At 37.3% G+C, this 19,442-nt stretch carries 15 protein-coding genes and 1 pseudogene; 8 read left to right on the top strand and 8 right to left on the bottom strand.

Going from position 1 to position 19,442, the window contains the following annotated elements:
* Positions 1-62: 62 nt before the first annotated feature.
* Both F985_RS23580 and F985_RS23585 read right to left on the bottom strand, forming a co-directional pair.
* Entirely contained in the window at positions 63-980 is a 918-nt protein-coding gene (locus tag F985_RS23580; protein ID WP_004705841.1) for a patatin-like phospholipase family protein, read from the bottom strand.
* A 66-nt stretch (positions 981-1,046) separates the two neighbouring features.
* Positions 1,047-1,673, bottom strand: coding sequence for a lysophospholipid acyltransferase family protein (locus F985_RS23585; RefSeq protein WP_004705842.1), 627 nt, complete (start codon positions 1,671-1,673; stop codon positions 1,047-1,049).
* A gap of 127 nt (positions 1,674-1,800) precedes the next feature.
* Here F985_RS23585 and F985_RS23590 point away from each other — a divergent pair, with 127 nt between their 5' ends.
* From F985_RS23590 to F985_RS23610, 6 genes and pseudogenes are all read left to right on the top strand, one after another.
* Entirely contained in the window at positions 1,801-3,048 is a 1,248-nt protein-coding gene (locus tag F985_RS23590; protein ID WP_004705843.1) for an MFS transporter, read from the top strand.
* 81 nt (positions 3,049-3,129) lie between these two features.
* Positions 3,130-3,319, top strand: a pseudogene (locus F985_RS25970) (hypothetical protein).
* Positions 3,320-3,591: 272 nt separating this feature from the next.
* Entirely contained in the window at positions 3,592-4,896 is a 1,305-nt protein-coding gene (locus F985_RS23595; protein WP_004705844.1) for a DcaP family trimeric outer membrane transporter, read from the top strand.
* Positions 4,897-5,077: 181 nt separating this feature from the next.
* Positions 5,078-6,727: a phosphoethanolamine transferase gene (locus F985_RS23600; protein ID WP_031944592.1), complete on the top strand. Its 1,650-nt coding sequence runs from the start codon at positions 5,078-5,080 to the stop codon at positions 6,725-6,727.
* Positions 6,728-6,741: 14 nt separating this feature from the next.
* Positions 6,742-7,416, top strand: coding sequence for a DNA-binding response regulator PmrA (locus F985_RS23605; RefSeq protein ID WP_004705846.1), 675 nt, complete (start codon positions 6,742-6,744; stop codon positions 7,414-7,416).
* A gap of 25 nt (positions 7,417-7,441) precedes the next feature.
* Positions 7,442-8,776 carry a two-component system sensor histidine kinase PmrB gene (locus tag F985_RS23610; protein WP_025469260.1) on the top strand — a complete coding sequence of 445 codons (1,335 nt, stop codon included), beginning with the start codon at positions 7,442-7,444 and terminating at the stop codon, positions 8,774-8,776.
* Here the strand turns inward: F985_RS23610 and F985_RS23615 are convergent.
* The 3 genes from F985_RS23615 to F985_RS23625 all read right to left on the bottom strand — a co-directional run bounded on the left by F985_RS23615 (position 8,773) and on the right by F985_RS23625 (position 12,108).
* A complete protein-coding gene (locus tag F985_RS23615) occupies positions 8,773-9,471 on the bottom strand; it encodes a phosphatase PAP2 family protein (protein WP_004705848.1) in 699 nt (232 codons plus the stop codon). The genes F985_RS23610 and F985_RS23615 overlap by 4 nt on opposite strands.
* Before the next feature lie 259 nt (positions 9,472-9,730).
* A complete protein-coding gene (locus F985_RS23620) occupies positions 9,731-10,918 on the bottom strand; it encodes an ammonium transporter (RefSeq protein WP_004705849.1) in 1,188 nt (395 codons plus the stop codon).
* A gap of 305 nt (positions 10,919-11,223) precedes the next feature.
* Positions 11,224-12,108: a LysR family transcriptional regulator gene (locus F985_RS23625; RefSeq protein WP_004705850.1), complete on the bottom strand. Its 885-nt coding sequence runs from the start codon at positions 12,106-12,108 to the stop codon at positions 11,224-11,226.
* A 117-nt stretch (positions 12,109-12,225) separates the two neighbouring features.
* Between F985_RS23625 and F985_RS23630 the strand changes: the two genes are divergently transcribed.
* Both F985_RS23630 and F985_RS23635 read left to right on the top strand, forming a co-directional pair.
* Positions 12,226-13,131 (top strand): AEC family transporter, encoded by a 906-nt coding sequence (locus F985_RS23630; protein WP_004705851.1) that lies wholly within the window; start codon positions 12,226-12,228, stop codon positions 13,129-13,131.
* 126 nt (positions 13,132-13,257) lie between these two features.
* Positions 13,258-14,274, top strand: a complete 1,017-nt coding sequence (locus F985_RS23635; RefSeq protein ID WP_004705852.1) for a hypothetical protein — start codon at positions 13,258-13,260, stop codon at positions 14,272-14,274.
* Between the two features lie 40 nt (positions 14,275-14,314).
* Here the strand turns inward: F985_RS23635 and F985_RS23640 are convergent, their stop codons facing one another.
* The 3 genes from F985_RS23640 to F985_RS23650 form a co-directional block, all read right to left on the bottom strand.
* On the bottom strand, positions 14,315-14,986 hold the full coding sequence (locus F985_RS23640; protein WP_004705853.1) for a hypothetical protein: 672 nt from the start codon (positions 14,984-14,986) through the stop codon (positions 14,315-14,317).
* Between the two features lie 3 nt (positions 14,987-14,989).
* Entirely contained in the window at positions 14,990-16,444 is a 1,455-nt protein-coding gene (locus F985_RS23645; protein WP_004705855.1) for an AAA family ATPase, read from the bottom strand.
* A 65-nt stretch (positions 16,445-16,509) separates the two neighbouring features.
* On the bottom strand, positions 16,510-19,407 hold the full coding sequence (locus F985_RS23650; RefSeq protein WP_004705856.1) for a valine--tRNA ligase: 2,898 nt from the start codon (positions 19,405-19,407) through the stop codon (positions 16,510-16,512).
* Positions 19,408-19,442: the final 35 nt, after the last annotated feature.

The following is a 19,442-nucleotide window of genomic DNA, read 5'->3' on the forward strand; positions in this document are numbered from 1 at the left end:
TCATATCACTTTTACCACTGTAGCAGATGATGGTAGGTGTGGATAGAAAAAAACCACCTCAATTAAAATTTAGGACGTGGTGCTGGCTTAAATGCGGCTGGAGATTTTTTGAAATTCGCAATTGCAGTTTCAATTTGACGAATTTGACCTTGAGCAGCTTTCTCACCCTCTAAAATAGCTTCATTGCTTGATTTTAAATCGAGTGTACCTAGGTGTCCGACTTTAGGTTGGATGACTACGTTTGCTAGCTTTAACTCTTCATTAATACTTTGTTGACCCATAATATTAATGGTTTGATCAAGTAATCCCCACATATTCGCTGGGCGATTTCCTGCTGGACGTGCTGAAATATCAACCGCAATCACAATATCTGCACCCATATCACGTGCTGTTTTTACAGGAATTGGGCTAACTAATCCGCCATCTACATATTTTTGATTACCAATAGTTGCAGGTACAAATACGTTTGGAATACTACAAGACGCGCGTACGGCTTGACCTGCATTACCTTTAATGAAATCAGCTTTTTGACCATTATCAAGGCGAGTTGCTACCGCGGCAAAACGAATTGGGAACTTCTCAATCGGCTTGTTGCCAACGTTACGGTTCACGTAGTCCTGTAGCTTTTGCCCAAGAATAATACCTTGGCGATTAAGCGTTAAATCACGAATATCAGATTCTTGCAGTTTAAGTGCAAGATTTTGGAGCTGATAAGGTGTTTGTCCGCTGGCATAGATACTTCCTACAAAACTGCCGGCACTTGTACCCGTAACAATTTTAGGCTTAATACCATGTGATTCTAAAACCTTGATAACACCAATATGTGAAAATCCTTTTGCTCCACCGCCACCTAAGGCAAGTGCGATTACTGGTTCGCGTGCTTTAACTGAAGTGGTCGGTGTTGGTGTTTTGCTGAACTTATCACAGCCGAATAGGGCTAAAGAGATAAATCCGATACTGGCAAATTGAGCAATTTTCATCTTTAAAAACAATCTATGGCAAGATAAATTAAGATGGCTCATCAGACCAGATTCGTTCAACTTTTGCTAGGTTTTTTTCACAAGATTTTGTAAAGGCTCCGCAAGCCAATTACGATTTTTCGGTGATATTTTTCCTTTATAACGTTCAAAAATCTTTTGTAGATCTTCATCATAGTTACCACTTGGATTTAAGTGTCCTAGGCAGTGAATAGTTTTACGATCATAATCAAAAGAAAACATCACAATCGGAATATTGGCTTTTGCAGCAATATGATAAAAACCACTCTTCATTTTTTTTGCTTTCTTACGTGTGCCTTCAGGTGCCATGCCAATCCAAATTTTGTCATAGTCTTGAATCGTGGCTACTACTTGTTCCGTCAGTCCATTGGCTGAGTCACGTTTTACAGGAATAACACCTGCCCAATCTAGAGCGCGTTTAAACGGTGGCTTAAATAGACTGTCTTTGCCTAGCACCGTAATTTGAATACCCAATCCAAAAATGGCAAGAAAACCATACCAGCCATCAATATTAGATGTATGGGGAGAAATAATAGCTACTGCTTTAGGAAAGTTGGGCACTTCACCTTCTATAGTCCAACCTTGAGCCAAAAAAAGTTTTTTAAATAATGCTCGACTTAAAGCATTACCACGTTGAGGTACCTCTGGAGGGAGGGTAGGGAAATGTTGTTCCATATTTTTAAGTTTTAAATCATCCTTTGTTTTATCTTAATCTTTTGAAATCTGTGCTTCATTGGCAAAATGTAAGACCACACATGGTATTTCATGTGATTACCGCATAAAGAAATAAAAGTAGGTATATATGTTCCGACAGCAAAATCTTTATTTTTTGCTCTTTTCCCTTTATTGGGCACAAGGCTTACCTGTGGGGTTTATGACCCATGCCTTGCCAGTAATATTAAGAGCCCAAGGTGTTTCACTAGCACATATTGGTGGTTTTGGGCTGCTCATGCTGCCTTGGTCAATCAAAATATTTTGGGCACCGTGGGTAGACCGTCATGCGATTTCACGCTTAGGACATTATCGGAGCTGGATTTTACCTACTCAGCTTTTGACGGTGGCCGTACTTTGTGTTTTATCTTTCTTTCCCATTCAAGCCTTAGATCAGCCGCTGTACTTATTTATATTTTTTATTGCACTGTTATTTATGAACTTGACGGGCGCAACACAAGATATTGCAACCGATGCTTTAGCTGTTAATTTATTGCAACACGATCAGCAGCATTGGGGAAATACTTTTCAAGTGGTAGGTTCTCGGCTTGGTTTTATCGTGGGTGGGGGAGCTGTGCTGTGGTGTCTAGACTGGTTGTCATGGCAGCCGACATTTTTATTACTAGCTGCTTTAGTCTTCGTCAATACGCTACCAGTTTTACTATTTAAAGAACCTGTTCATAGTTCTCATTCTACTAATGAACCTAGCCAGCTAAATTTAGTCACAAAAATTAAGGCTTATTTGAGTTATTTTTCTCAAAATAAAGAACTTCGATCTTGGTTAATGGTACTTATCACTTTTAAAGTGGCCGATGGCTTAGCTGGGCCGTTACTCAAACCCTTAATGGTTGATATGGGATTAAGTTTTACCCAAATTGGTGTTTACATCACTATGCTAGGCGCTGTAGCTGCTTTAGTGGGGGCATTTATTGCAGGGTGGGTATTAAAGTATTTGTCTAGACCAACTACATTAATTAGTTTTTCAATATTAAAAATCATGAGTTTAGGTGCTTATGTTTATTTGGCTTATGCTTACGAGCAAAACATAAAAATAAATGCATGGCTTATCTATACTATAAATGCTTTAGAAGATGCCTTTGCCGCGATGTTACTCGTTGTAATGTTAACCTTAGTCATGCATTACAGCCGAAAGAACTATGCAGGCACTGATTTTACTTTTCAGGTTTCGGTCATGGCGACCGTAAGTGGTGGGCTTTATACTTTGAGTGGTGTTATTGGAGATGTACTTGGTTATTTCCATTATTTGATAGCTATTGTCACTATTGCTGTACTATTTTTAATTCCTATTTACGTATGGAAAGCAACAAAAACTGTATAAAAAATGATATTAAGTCGATGAAATAAAGAGACTTAAATCAGCTTAAGTTATGTTAAAAAATGGTGGTTATGTATTTTAGTCATTCTTTTAAAAATGTATATTTTTAGCTATTCAAATGGCTTATTAATTATGCCATCTTGTTTGAGTAGCAAATGGAAGCTAGATGGAGAAAAGGGATGCGGATAACAAGAAAAATCATGTGAATCAATCGATTTGGATAAAAGAATATTCAATTAGACTGTATATTAGCCTAAAGTCTAAAAAAGAATAATGAAATAATGATTTAATCATTCTATAAGATAAGAGAGTTGTGTAGGATTCGTTACAACATGAAGTTAAGGTAAAAGTTCTGTAAACAAAAAGCTGTTTTGATGTTTTTGATTTGGAATTTTTAATCTTACCCAGCGTTAAAATTGGTTTTGATTGCGGTAATAAAATTAATGCAATCAAATTTGGAGAAGAGTTGATTTTTTAGTGCTCAATGGTCACACGAATCAACTTGGCATGGATAAGCGACATAAAATATATTTTTAGGAGTTTTTGATGGATCTATTCCTTAATCGTAAATCGTTTGTTGTTAAAAGTTTAGCTATTACAGTAACAGCTTTAATGATGAGTGGGGCAAATGCGGCAACCTCTGAAAAAGAGGAAATTCAAAAACTTCGTCAAGAAGTTGAAGCATTAAAAGCATTAGTTAAAGAACAGCGTCAAGTACAACAGCAGCAGCAACAAGTACAGCAACAACAGCAAGTACAGTTAGCTGAAGTTAAAGCACAGCCACAACCAGTTTCTGCGCCAGCTTCGCCATTAGCTGGATTTAAATCTAAAGCTGGTGCCGATGTAAACCTTTATGGTTTTGTTCGTGGTGATGCTAACTACATTATCGAAGGTGCAGATAATGACTTTGCTGACGTTAGTAAGACTGATGGTAAAACACACGATAAATTACGTGCAACTGCTAAAACAACACGTCTTGGCTTAGATTTTACTGCTCCAGTAAATGATGCCAAAGTGGGCGGTAAACTCGAAGTTGACTTTGCTGGTTCAACAACAGATTCAAATGGTTCATTGCGTATTCGCCATGCTTACTTAACGTATAATGACTGGTTATTTGGTCAAACGACATCTAATTTCTTATCAAGCCATGCACCAGAAATGATCGACTTCTCGACAAACGTCGGTGGTGGTACTAAACGTGTACCGCAAGTACGCTATGGCTATAAGTTAGGTCCAACTACACAATTGTTTGTTTCTGCTGAAAAAGGCGATAGCACTTCTGCGGCAACTGGCGATAGTATCAAGTATAGCTTACCTGCATTAACTGCTAAAATTACTCAAGGTTATGCAGACGGTAGAGGTTCTGCATCAGCTCGTGCTTTAGTGGAAAATTATAAATCATCAATTGGTGATGATAATAAAACTGGCTGGGGTATTGCTGCGGGTACAGACTTTAAAGTTTCTGATCCTTTAAAAGTATTTGCTGATGTTTCATATGTAGTTGGTGATAGTAGCTATTTATACGGTAGTAACGCTGCCTATACATTGGTAAATAACAATATCGAGCAAAATAAATTTGTTGCTGTACAAGTAGGTGGTACTTATAAAATTCTACCTAACTTACGCTCAACTTTAGCGTACGGTGCAGAATTTGCTGATGATGGCACGGATTATGCTAAAGTATATACAGCTGGTAATGAAAAAGTTCAGCAAGCGTGGATCAACTTTATTTATTCACCTGTTAAGCCAATTGACTTAGGTCTTGAATATATTAACGGTAAGCGTGATACATTTGCTGGCAAGTCTTACAAAGATAACCGTATTGGTTTAATGGCAAAATATAGCTTCTAATTTTTCAAAGATTTAAGTGTGAAAAAGTCGAGGTTCTAGTTAACCTCGACTTTTTATTTGTAGTTGAGTTAAATAATACTAAGCGCTTAAAAATGATTTATACCGATCATTCTAGTATTTAAGTCATTTTTAAGTTTCAATTTTTACATTAGAAGATGATAAAAGGTCGTAGTAACCAGAGATGCTGAGTTTTTTTTCTAAATTAAGAAATAAGCAGATTTCCCTGTTTATGTTCAACGTCATTATAGCCATTTGGTTAGGAGCAATTCTAAATATTGGTTTTTATAAGAAAGTTCACTTATTAACACCATATTTAGGTATAAAAGCAACCTTATTTTTAGCGGCTACCGTAGTGATTGTTGTTGCTATCTATTATGCAGCTTTACAAATTTTAAACTGGAAATGGACAGCCAAATTTTTTGCCATTTTGTTGGTATTTATTGGTGGATTTAGCTCATATTTTGTAAATACTTTGGGTGTGATTGTTTCACCTGACCAAATTCAAAATATCGTGCAAACAGATGTCTCTGAAGTTACAGATTTACTTTCTTTGCGTTTTGCACTCTGGACCATCTTCTTTGTGGTTTTACCTATATTTTTGATTACTCAGGTCAAACTCAAATCAGAAAAAATACTTCCGCTTTTACTTAAAAAAGTACTTTCAATTGCTCTTGCATTTGCGGTCGTAGGTGGTTTGCTGTTTACTTATTATGTCGATTTTGCAGCAATATTTAGAGAGCATCGTGATTTAAAAGGAATGATATCACCTCAGAATACCATTTCTTCGGTCATGTCTTATTACCGTAAAAAAGCACCTAAGAAAAATCTTCCACTTGTGAAATATGGTGAAGATGCTCATCAAGTGCAACAAACTCAGAAAGATTTACCTAAGCTTATGGTGCTTGTAGTGGGTGAAACCGCACGTGCTGAAAGCTTCTCGCTTAATGGTTATGCCAAAAATACAAATCCAGAGCTTTCTAAACAAGATATTTTAAACTTTTCACAAGTGACATCCTGTGGTACGGCAACAGCAGTTTCTGTGCCATGTATGTTCTCTGGTATGTCACGTGCTGATTATGATGAGCAGTTAGCGGGTCACCGCGAAGGATTACTGGATATTGCTAAACGTGCAGGCTATCAAGTGACTTGGATTGATAATAACTCAGGTTGTAAAGGTGCATGCGATCGCGTTGAGCAATATCAAATTCCAGAAGAGTTAAAGCAAAAGTGGTGTAAAGATGATGAATGTCTTGATGGCATTCTGGTTGATAGCTTAAAACAGTATTTGGCTTCTATTCCAAAAGATGATAAGCGTCCACGTTTAGTTGTATTACATCAGATGGGTAGCCACGGGCCAGCATATTACAAGCGTGCACCTGATGGGTTCCAACCATTTAAACCAACTTGTGATACCAATGCGATACAGGGTTGCTCGCCAGCTGAACTCGTAAATACTTATGATAATACAATCGTATATACAGACCATGTATTGAACCAAATGATTAATACTTTAAAAGAAGTATCGAATTATCAAACAGGTTTCTGGTATTTATCTGATCATGGTGAGTCTACAGGTGAACATGGTATGTATTTACATGGTTCACCGTATTCAATCGCACCGAGCCAACAAACGCATATCCCAATGATCATGTGGTTCTCTGATGACTGGAAAAAACATAATCTTGCTCAAGTAAATTGTTTAAACCAACAAACCAAACAAAAGTTAAGTCAGGATAATTTATTCCCAAGTTTGTTAAGTTTGTTGGATGTAAAAACTCAGGTCATCAACCCTCAACTCGACATGTTGCACTCTTGTGCCAATGTAAACTAAAGCGAGCCTAGAACATGACAAAAATCTTGATGATTGAAGATGATTTTATGATTGCAGAGTCAACGACTACGTTGCTGCAATATCATCAATTCGAGGTGGAATGGGTCAATAACGGTTTAGATGGTTTGGCCCAACTGGCAAAGAATAAGTTTGATCTCATTCTTTTAGACTTAGGCTTGCCAATGATGGATGGTATGCAGGTGTTAAAGCAGATCCGTCAAAGAGCAGCAACACCAGTCTTGATTATCTCTGCGCGTGATCAGTTGCAAAACCGTGTTGATGGTTTAAATCTGGGAGCAGATGATTATTTAATTAAGCCTTATGAGTTCGATGAGTTACTTGCTCGCATTCATGCGTTATTACGCCGTACAGGGGTAGAGGCTCAACTTGCGAGCCAAGATCAACTCTTAGAAAGTGGTGATCTGGTTTTAAATGTTGAACAGCATATTGCAACATTTAAAGGGCAACGTATTGATTTATCAAACCGCGAGTGGGCAATTCTGATACCGCTTATGAGTCATCCAAATAAAATTTTCTCGAAAGCTAATTTGGAAGATAAGTTATATGATTTTGATAGTGATGTGACTAGCAACACGATTGAAGTATATGTCCATCATTTAAGAGCAAAGTTGGGTAAAGACTTTATTCGAACGATCCGAGGGTTGGGTTACCGTTTAGGTCAATCATAATTTAAGATTTCGGGACTTCATGAACGTGCATTATTCACTAAAAAAGCGACTGATTTGGGGCACCTCAATCTTCAGTGTGATCTTAGGTTGTATTTTGATTTTTAGTGCATATAAGGTTGCACTTCAAGAAGTCGATGAAATTTTAGATACTCAAATGCAGTACTTAGCCGAAAGAACAGCTGAGTACCCCTTAAAAGCAGTAAGTAGCAAGTTTGACTTACATCGAACTTACCACGAAGAAGATTTATTTTTAGATATCTGGGCTTATAAAGATCAGGCTAATTTATCTCATCATCTGCACTTATTGGTTCCTCCTGTCGAGCAAGCTGGGTTTTATTCACATAAAACCGCTGAGGGTGTAGTCCGAACATATGTTCTACCGTTAAAAGACTATCAAATTCAGGTGAGTCAACAAGAACGTGTTCGTGAAGCTTTCGCATGGGAGCTTGCGGGCAGCATGTTCATTCCTTATTTAATTATTTTACCTTTTGCGATATTTGCCTTGGCCGCTATTATTAGTCGTGGTTTAAAACCAGTAGATGATTTTAAAAATGAGTTAATGGAACGAGATTCTGAGGAATTGACACCAATTGAGGTGCATAATTATCCTCAGGAGCTTTTACCTACCATTGATGAAATGAATCGTCTGTTCGACCGTATTTCTAAAGCACAAAATGAACAGAAGCAATTCATTGCAGATGCTGCTCATGAACTACGAACACCTGTTACTGCACTGAACTTACAAACCAAGATTTTGCTAAGCCAGTTCCCTGAACATGAGTCGTTGCACAACTTAAGCAAGGGATTGGCACGTATTCAGCATCTGGTTACACAGCTTTTGGCACTGGCAAAGCAAGACGTAACGCTTAGTATGGTTGAACCTACAGGCTATTTTCAGCTTAACGATGTGGCTTTAAATTGCGTTGAGCAGTTAGTTAATTTAGCCATGCAAAAAGAAATCGATTTAGGCTTTGTGAGAAATGATCCTGTTGAGATGCATAGTATTGAACCTACTGTGCATTCGATTATTTTTAACTTAATTGATAATGCGATTAAATACACACCGCATCAAGGCGTTATTAACATTTCAGTTTATACCGACCCAGATAACTACGCATGTATTCAAATTGAAGATAGTGGTGCAGGTATAGACCCTGAAAATTACGATAAGGTACTTAAACGTTTTTATCGAGTACACCACCATCTAGAAGTAGGAAGTGGTTTAGGTTTATCAATTGTAGACCGTGCAACTCAAAGACTTGGTGGAACTTTAAGTCTCGACAAGAGTTTAGAGCTTGGTGGTCTTTCTGTTTTAGTGAAGTTACCTAAAGTACTACATGTAAATGAAACAAGAGCTTAACTAAGCTCTTGTTTTAATTGTTTTTCAAACTCAAAGCGATGAATACAAATCGCATAAAATAAAATATTAACTGCCCAAACGACCCAACCAGTCCATAAGTTATGACTTAAGAAATGTGCTCCTCGCATCATTTGTGCCCAGCCCATCATAAAACCCAATAAAATGCCTGCAATTAAATAAAAGTAAGCACGTTTAGGTTGTTCGAGGCGATAAACAAAATAACCAGTCATGATGATAAAACCGGCACTAGCATGACCACCCGGGAAACAATGTCCGTGTTTCGCCGTGAAGTCCCAAATATAGCCACCTAAACTGTTAGGATGAACCATATTCCAAGGGCAGGCATGAGCAGATTGTGACTTGAGTAGACCAACAACACCGCTACCGATCATACTGACAAAAAACATATAGCCATATTGCCAGCGATATATTTTTAGCTTTTCTACTTTAAATGAAGCAAGCCAGAGGCCAAAGAATATAATATAAACCGCAGTAATAATATCTTTTACGATTTGATGATTAAGTCTTTCAAGATACCAATTTTCCCGATTAAAAAATTGACCAGTTGAATCAATCCAAGGTTGGATAAGATACATATCAATTTTTCCACCCACTGGAAATACAAATAAAAGTATAAAAAAACTGATGGTAAGAAAAATAAGCTGAAGCTGAAAAAAATGTTTTTGTTGATTCATTGTGTTGTAACATCAATTTAAGCGTGAATTGAAGGCATTACATAAAATAAAACTTAAATTGTTCTTAAACTATTTAATATTTCATCTATAAATCTTAAGATAATATTAAAATTAATATATTTTTCAATACTCTAAATTGATTAAATAAAGACTTAAAAGAATATTTTTTAATCAATAATTAGTGTTTTTATTTAAGAAGTTTTACTTATATAGCGCAGTATGCAGCAGGATATTTAAATCCTGCTTCATAATCGCTGAATTAAAACATACCTTCTTCAGAGTTGGCAGAGATTTTATGAATAGATAAATCTGCACCTCTAAACTCATCTTCTTGAGATAAACGAATACCAATAGTTGCTTTAAGTAAGCCATAAACAATAAAGCCACCAGCGAGTGCAATGGCAATAGCGAGTGTTGTTCCAATCAATTGAGAAATGAAAGATACGCCGCCTAAACCACCCAGCCACTTTTGACCAAATAAACCTACGGCAATACCACCGAATGCGCCGCAAACACCATGTAATGGCCATACACCTAGTACATCATCTACCTTGAGTTTATTTTGAGTATAGGTAAATAGGTAGACGAACATTGCACCAGCTGCACCACCTATCACAAGTGCACTAATAGGATGAACAATGTCAGATCCTGCACAAATTGCAACTAAACCAGCAAGTGGACCGTTATGTAAGAAACCCGGGTCATTTCTCCCAATTGCATTTGCGGTAATGGTTCCGCCCACCATTGCCATGAGTGAATTAATAGCGACTAGGCCAGAAATGGCATCAAGACGTTGAGCGCTCATTACATTAAAGCCAAACCAGCCCACAATTAAAATCCATGAACCTAGTGCCAAAAATGGAATAGAAGAAGGAGGGTGAGCACTTACACGACCATCTTTCTTATAACGACCAGAGCGTGCACCCAATAAAATAACAGCAGCCAACGCGATCCAACCACCCATAGCATGCACTACGACTGAACCAGCAAAGTCGTGAAAAGCTGCGCCAAAGGTCGTTTCTAACCACTTTTGTAGACCGTAGTTTCCATTCCAGACCATACCTTCAAAAAAAGGATAAACCAGACCAACTAAAGCGAGCGTTGCGATCGCTTGTGAACGCATTTTGGCGCGTTCAGCAATACCACCTGAAATAATCGCAGGAATTGCCGCAGCAAAAGTAAGTAAAAAGAAACAACGCATAAGGTTGTAGCCATGATCACTTGCTAGGGCTGTGCCGTCATGGAAGAAATGCTGACCATAAGAGATATAGTAGCCAACAAAGAAATAGGCGATTGCAGAAAGGGCAAAGTCAGTCAGAATTTTACTAAGCGCGTTCACCTGATTTTTGTGGCGAACTGTACCAAGTTCCAAGAATGCAAAACCTGCGTGCATGGCTAGAACCAAAACTGCACCAAGTAATAAGAAAAATAGATCTACATTTTGCATAGCATGCTCGAAAAAAGTGCTAAATTCCATTTTGGAACAAATCTGGGTCTGTAAATTGCACCAAAATAGATTTAAGGAATCTAAAAACCTAAGTTTGTCGAAACAAACTCAATTGCATAAAAGTGAATATGCAATAAGCGCACCAATTTGGATTGTAAAATTAATTTATGGCGATAAATGGTGCGTTAATTTGCTTAAAATAGGCTGTTATGGCACATTTTTATGATAAAAGTCATCCAATTTGTTTATAAAATGACCTAAATGAGTTCGTTATTAAAATATAAACGAATTAAATTCTGACTAAATTATTGATTAGACCAAACCTCTTGAGCAACTTCTATGAATGCTTTTACGGCTGGACTGATGTGTTTTTTATTTTTTACTGCAAGGCCAATAGAACGTTTAAGGTTCGGTTTAAAAGGGCGTTTAACCACGTTTGGATAAAGTGAGAGTAGCTTTTTGGTAATGACCATATCAGACACAATAGACACTCCCAACTGATTGTGAACCATGCTCACAATACTCAAAATTTGTGAAACATAAAATTTAATGTCTGGCTTCACATTAAAGTTTTTTAAAATTAATTCGACCTGATGTCGACTACCCGCCATTGTCATAATAAAAGGGTAGTTTTCTAGCTGTGCTGGATCGATATAGAGTTGTTGTGCGAGCGGGTAACCATTCGGAATTAGGGCAACAAAACGATCTTCAATTAATGGAAACGTGTCAAAACGCTCATCTGGCATAATCAAAAAACCAACTTCTATGCGCCGTTCTAATAACCATTGAGCAACTTCTTTATCTTCACCTTCATCAATATAAATTTCGATTTTTGAGTAACGCTGCCGAAAGGTTTCTAAAATTTCAGGCAGTAAATAAATAGAGGATGACGCCCCAAAAGAGCCAATACGTAATGTGCCTTCGTTTAAACCATGGATCGCTGCCACTTCTTTTTCTAATGTATCGGAAATACTCAATAGCTCTTTTACATGAGTCAATAACTGTTGACCTGTCGTAGTCAGCTCAATATCGCTTTGAGTTCGTGAAATGAGGTTAATGCCCCATTGTTGTTCTAATGATTTAAGCGCATGGGAAACTGCCGACTGTGAAATTCCCAGCTTTTCTGCTGTAGCAGTAAAGCTTTTTAGTTCAGCAATAAGTGCGAAAATTTCAAGCTGGGTAAAGCTCATGTTGTATTTGTTATGAGTAAAAACTCATTTTATCATGAGTTTTCATTATCTTTAATATATGAGTAAGCCAAGGTCATTGCCAAAAACAGCAAGCCTCAACAAAACTCGAGTAAAGAAATGAATAGCATTGTTTTATCTCTATTTCCCTTAGTTGCATTAATTGCATCGGGATTCTTATTTAAAAAATATCGTTTTTTTAGCGATGAGTTTTGGGCTGGGGCAGAGAAGCTTAATTACTATATTTTATTTCCCGCTTTGCTTTTCAGTACGTTATCGACCGCGAAAATTGACTTACAAAGCTTGAGTACAGCGATTATTGCGATGTTGATTGTGGTTTTAGCTGTGACCACCTTTTTATACATACTCCGAATGTTTTGGCACATACCACCTGCACGTTTTGGTGTGCATGTACAAAGTATGGTTCGCTTTAATACCTATATTGGTTTGGCTCTAGTCACTTCGCTTTTTAAAAGTGAAGGAATGGCAATACTGGCAATTTTATTGGCACTTTGCATTCCACTTGTAAATATTATTTCGGTGCTTGCTCTAACCTCTAAAGAACACATGGCAATTAAACCTGTTTTGATTGCACTGCTTAAAAACCCTTTAATTGCATCGTGTGTAGTCGGGGCAGCAGTCAATGCACTTCATATCCCGATTTGGGATGGCTTTACTCAGTTTATTAAGCTTTTTTCGGTGTCGAGTTTGCCACTAGGTTTGCTATGTGTTGGCGCAGCTTTACAGTTTTTGCAAATTAAAAAAGATATTGTGGTATTAGCGGCAGATACGTTTGCGCGACTTTTAGCTGTGCCTGCCTTGGCTTACGCGGTCTGTACGTGGTTTGGTTTACCAAGTTTACAAACACAAATTTTAGTTATTTCCTTTGCGCTACCGACTGCTTCTGCTTCCTACATTTTAACTAAAGTTTTGGGTGGCGATAGTCAGCTTATGGCAGCTGTAATTAGCTTTCAAACCTTATGTGCGGCCGTGACTTTACCATTAGTAATTTGGTGGATTTCTTAGGTTATAACTTAGATAAGTCGCATTCTATTTTCTAAAAATGAATAGGCTGATTCTGACTTAAAGAATGCTTGGCTACCTTCCTCATCTGATTATTGCTACACTTTTTTCTTTTTCGGGTGGATGAGTATGTCCTTTGATCTCAAAGTGAGCTTGCAGCAAAGGTCTGAACCGTCTGCACAGCAGAAAAAACTGAATCGCCTGATTGATAAAATAGAACAGCAAAAAATTAGCCTAAGCACATGGCAAAATGCGCAAGCCGAGATTCAACAGCACATTCGGCAAAAACTGATGCCTGTGTATAGCGATTTACATGAGGTCTTATTTCAGCAGTTGGATCAACTTTGGAATATGTTGCATAGCCATGAGTTTTCTAAAGCAGATATACAACAACTAGACGAAAAAATTGCCCAGCTTGCACAAATGTTGAAGCGCTCCAAAATGCTATCTGCTGAACAGTTAGAGTTAGTAAAGCAAATCGATACCTTTTATCAGCAACATGCGGGGGAGTCTGTAAAAAAGAATAAAAAAGCTCAGCCAATAGAATTTGGATATGAAGAAAGTGCTGATCAAGGTTTAGAGTTTGAAGAAGACTTTGAGCAATACGCAGCCGAGCAACAACAAGCGCGAGAACAAGCTAAACAGCAAAGACAGCAACAGAAACGTGAACAAGCTGAGCAAATGGCAGCACAGTCGCTTAAAACAGTCTATTTAAAAATTGCCGCGATGATTCACCCAGACCGTGAGCAAGATGAAACCAAAAAAGAAGAAAAAACTGAGTTGTTCCAACTGGCAAGTCAGGCCTATGAAAAGCAGGACTTGTTCTATTTACTCAAACTCCAGTTACAGCTTGAACAGAATAAAGGGCTAGGCGCTAAAGAATTATCTGCCGAGCAATTGCGGTTTTATAAACTGGCTTTGGATGCACAAAGTCAGCAGCTTGAAAGCCAAATTGCTGAGATCTTAGATTCTTTTCAGTTAGCAAAGAATATAAAATCAGAGCATGTACATATTAGTGATGTGTATAAAGCTATAGATACTGATTGTGCTGAGCTAAAGCAGCAGTTGAAGTGGGAAAAAGAGCGTTTAAAGCATATGAAAAAAGTGAGTGGAGTGGAGATGTTATTGGAGAATGGAGTGCTTTAATGCTTTTCACCCTCTCCGTATGGGAGAGGGTTAGAGCCAATCAAAAAACATTTCCAACAATTTTTGATAAATCAACATCACGAGTGATATACCATTTCCAAAATGCAGAGAAAGGGAATTCAGGGTCACACATAACCTTTAACTTTTCTATTCTCAGATTTTTTTCAGAAGAAGTTAGTATCAATGAATCATCCAAAAGCTCATCCTTAATAATTAAAAGTTTAGTTTGATATTTCTGTATCTGCTTTATTAAAGTGTGCCTACTTATACCTTTTAGAGCTGTATTCGTATCATTAAAACATTGGTCAAGAAGTTTAATTGTAGATTCAATTTCGATAGTACTTGCTAAACTTCCAACTGTTACAATTACTTTATGGTCATCGTTATTGACTATTGGGCAGTGTAACTCAATAGCTTGAGCTACATCTAAAGTTTGGCAACAATCTATAATATTCTTATATATATTGGCTTTAATACCATTACATCGAACACATGCGTAGAAAAGATTATTCCAATCATATTTTTTAATAAGGTCGCCTTCGTGTGGATCACGGTGCTCAATATTTACGTCAGAGAATCCTTTTCTTTCACATAGATAACATTTAGAAAAAAATATATCTTGAAGTACTTCAACAACATCAGCAGCACGGTAGTCTTTAGTAGATTTTGTTAAACTTTTAGGAAAAGTAGTAGGTCGAGTAACTGAAAACATGAATTAGTTTGCCTCATGTTTTAATTTAGCAAGTTTATTTTTAGCAACCATATACTGGAGCTGTAGTTCTACTGATAACTTTTCAAAATCTTTATTAATTTCATTTAATAATTCTTGAATTGTATTTAGGTCTTGAGTTAAGTTTTCTGATTCAATGAACTGTAAAAGCTGATCTGATAGTATTTTAATATTTTCATTTTCTTCCTTTACATGAAAGAGTTCTTTTATTATAGATTCATGAGAATAAAGACTTAAATCCTCTTCAAAAAATTCACCACTAGAAATATCATAAACTACAGTATCATTATTTGTTGAAGTGATCACGAAAGGAGAATGCGTGCTTACAATAAATTGAACTTCTGGAAATGATTTGGTAAGAAATGGTAAGATTTTCTTCTGAAGTGAAATATGTAAATGGGCATCAATTTCGTCAATTAGAACTACCCCATTTAGTTCATTAGGCAGAATATTTAAAAGTCTAGACCTCATTAATAAGTCACTATAAATATCAAATATTGCTGTAAAGCCTGAAGATAAAGATTGGAATGTAAATTCACGATGAGACTGCATTAGACTAAATTTTCTTGTTTTATAATCAAATTTTAATTTAGTTGATTCATCTTCAAATAAAAATTTTAAATCCTCATCAAATTTTTGGAACCAAGAATCAATTTGATCTGCATGTTCGTTGTCATTCTCTTCAGATAAAGCAAGAGATTTTTCAATTCTAATATTTAATAAATATTGTTCTAGAAATTGTCCTAATTTAGAGGAATATTCATGCTTTGCACTATTAATATATTGATTTAAGTCAGTAGTATTTGTAGAGGGTGTAATTTGAGATTGTCTATGGGCGGGGAAAAAATTAAAAGTAACTTTTGATGCTTGTATGTTTTGGTTTAAGTTTCCTATTCCATTCACAGCTAAACTAATATTTTCTTGATTATGAGTAGAACCTATTTCATTAATAAGATAATCAATATTATATATAGGTGAGTGTATAGGTAAATAATTAAGGTTGCTATTTTGTAGAAAAGTTTTATATTCTAAAATTATATTTTTTAATTCTGTTGCTTTTTTAATAAATTCTTCAGTTTCTTGAGGGTTGTAGGAGTCAGATTTACCTAATAGTTCCTCTAGAAAATTTAAAAGATTTAAGGGGTTTATATTATTTTTTAAATTTTCTATATGATTTTTATAATAAAAACTATTTTCTAAATCAGATGTTTCTGATTTTAGAATATTTATAATATTAACTTTTTGCATATAATGATGCTGAAAAATATGGGGGATATCATGAATAAGTTTACTTAGAACTGTATTATTTAATTGATTTAGAAATCTGGTTTTACCAACACCATTTTTCCCCGTTAAAATTAAATTTCGCCCTTTTAAATCAATATTTACATTGTGGTTTAAAAAATCTAATTTTGCATTAATACTTTGAATATATTTCATTTTGATAATATAAAAGGCTGAATAATCAGCCTTTTATACACAAATTGGATTAAATTAACAACACCTTAAAGCGCAGCAATCTGCTCCATATTCGCTTTAACTTTCTCTAACTGAGCAGCAAACTCAGCAAGCTTCGCTTTTTCACCCTCAACAACCGCTGCCGGTGCTTTAGATACAAAGCCTTCGTTTGCAAGTTTGCCCGCGATTTGGTCGTGTTGCTTTTGGATTTTATCCAAGTCTTTTTGCAAACGAGCAAGCTCAGCTTTAGGGTCAATTAAGCCTTTCATTGGTACAAATACCGATGCATGGCTAACAACGCTAGAGCAAGATAACGGTGGTTCTTGGTCTTTATTCAAGAACTCAATGCTTTCAACTTTAGCTAGTGCTTTGAACAATGCTTCAATACGAATGATTTGTTCACGTTCAGCATCAGATGTGTTTTGAAGTAATACTGGCAACAAACGCGCATTACCTAAGCCCAACTCACCACGGATGTTACGTACCGCACCAATCAAACCTTGAAGCCATTGCATATCTGCTTCAGCTTGTTCATTGATTTTTGCTTGCTCAGGAATAGGGTATTGAGCAGTCATAATCGTTGGGCCGCCTTGACCAAGCATTGGTGCAAGAGTCTGCCAGATTTCTTCTGTCAAATATGGCATAAGCGGATGAGCCAAACGTAATGATGCTTCCATTACTGCAAGCAACACACGACGTACTTCAGCTTTACGCTCTTCTGAAACTTCTGCATCGTTTAGAACTGGTTTAGTTAACTCAACGTACCAGTCACAGTATTCATTCCAGATAAAGTCGTAAATCGCTTGTGCAGCAAGGTCTAAACGATACGTTACAAACGCTTGGTGTACAGCAGCTTCCGCTTTTTGCAGACGGCTCATAATCCATTGTTCTGGAAGTTCCCATAGATCAGGGCGAGCGTCGGTACCAACAGTTTGACCTTCAACATTCATCAGAACGAAACGAGTTGCGTTCCAGATTTTGTTACAGAAGTTACGGTAGCCTTCAACACGTTTTAAGTCGAATTTGATGTCACGACCAGTGTTTGCAAGCGCACAGAACGTGAAACGAACTGCGTCAGTACCATAAGCATTAATGCCTTCTGGGAACTCTTTACGCGTTGATTTTTCAATCTTCGCTGCGTCTTTCGGGTTCATTAGGCCAGTTGTACGTTTTGCAACTAAGCTTTCTAAATCAATACCGTCAATCAAGTCTAATGGGTCAAGTACGTTACCTTTAGACTTCGACATTTTTTGACCTTCACCATCACGTACCAAGCCGTGAACGTAAACAGTCTTAAATGGAACTTGCGATGAACCATCTTCATTTTTCATGAAGTGTAGGGTCATCATGATCATACGGGCAACCCAGAAGAAAATGATGTCAAAACCAGTCACCAACACATCTGTTGGGTGGAAGGTTTTTAAGAAATCATTTGCTGCATCTTTTTGCGCATCGCCAGTCCAACCTAAAGTTGAGAATGTCCAAAGTGCAGATGAGAACCATGTATCAAGAACGTCTTCGTCTTGTTTAAGTTCAACGTCAGCCGCGATGTTGTTTTTCGCACGGACTTCTTCTTCATTTCGGCCAACATAGATATTGCCATTTGCATCGTACCAAGCTGGAATACGGTGACCCCACCAAAGCTGACGTGAAATACACCAGTCTTGAATATCACGCATCCACGCCATGTACATGTTGCTGTACTGCTCTGGAACAAACTTAATGCGACCATCTTGAACTGCTTCAATTGCAGGTTCAGCAAGCGGCGCAATTTTTACGTACCATTGGTCAGTCAGTAATGGCTCAATGATCACGCCTGAACGGTCGCCACGTGGCGCTTTTAAGTCATACGGTTGGATTTGATCTAACCAGCCTTCAGCTTCAGCTTGAGCAACTAATTTTTTACGTGCTTCAAAACGCTCTAAACCAGCATATTCCGCAGGTGCAGTAATAGTTTTAGAAATTTGTTCGCCAGCTTTGGCAATATATTCAAACTCGCCTAAAACTTCGGCGTTTTTGTTGAAGATATTAATGATTGGCAAGCTATTGCGTTTACCTAGATCATAGTCATTGAAGTCATGAGCAGGGGTAATTTTTACACAGCCAGTACCGAAGTCTTTTTCAACGTAGTCGTCGGCAACGATCGGAATTAAACGACCTGTAATTGGCAATACAATGTTTTTACCAACAAGGTGTGCATAACGCTCATCTTCAGGATGAACAGCAACCGCAGTATCACCAAGTAAAGTTTCAGGACGAGTTGTTGCAACGACTAAATAGTCTTTGCCGTCTTGAGTTTTAACTGATTTGTCTTCAAAGAAATATTTAAAATGCCAAAGTGAGCCTTTTTCTTCTTTGCTTTCTACCTCAAGGTCAGAAAGTGCTGTTTGAAGTTTAGGGTCCCAGTTTACAAGACGTTTACCACGGTAAATTAAACCGTCTTCGTGCAAACGAACGAATACTTCTTTAACTGCGTTTGATAGACCTTCGTCCATCGTGAAGCGTTCACGTGACCAGTCTACCGAAGAACCTAAACGACGAATTTGTTTCGTAATTGTGCCGCCAGATTGTTCTTTCCATTCCCAAACTTTTTCGATGAACTTTTCACGGCCTAAGTCGTGACGAGTTACACCTTGTAAGCCAAGTTGACGCTCAACAACCATTTGAGTTGCAATACCAGCATGGTCAGTACCCGGTTGCCACAAAGTGTTTTTACCCATCATGCGGTTATAACGGGTGAGGGCATCCATAATGGCATTGTTAAAACCATGGCCCATGTGCAAACTACCAGTGACGTTTGGTGGCGGAATCATGATACAGAATGATTCACCGTGACCAGAAGGTTTGAAGTAACCTTGTTCTTCCCACGTTTTGTACCACTTCTTTTCGATCTCGGTTGGATCGTATGTGGTGGCAATATTTTGAGCGGTTTGAGCGTCAGACATAGTAGCTTAGATCGAATATGCATAAAAAATTGCAT

The organism is Acinetobacter seifertii (assembly GCF_000368065.1).
In the GTDB taxonomy this organism is placed as follows: Bacteria; Pseudomonadota; Gammaproteobacteria; order Pseudomonadales; family Moraxellaceae; genus Acinetobacter; species Acinetobacter seifertii.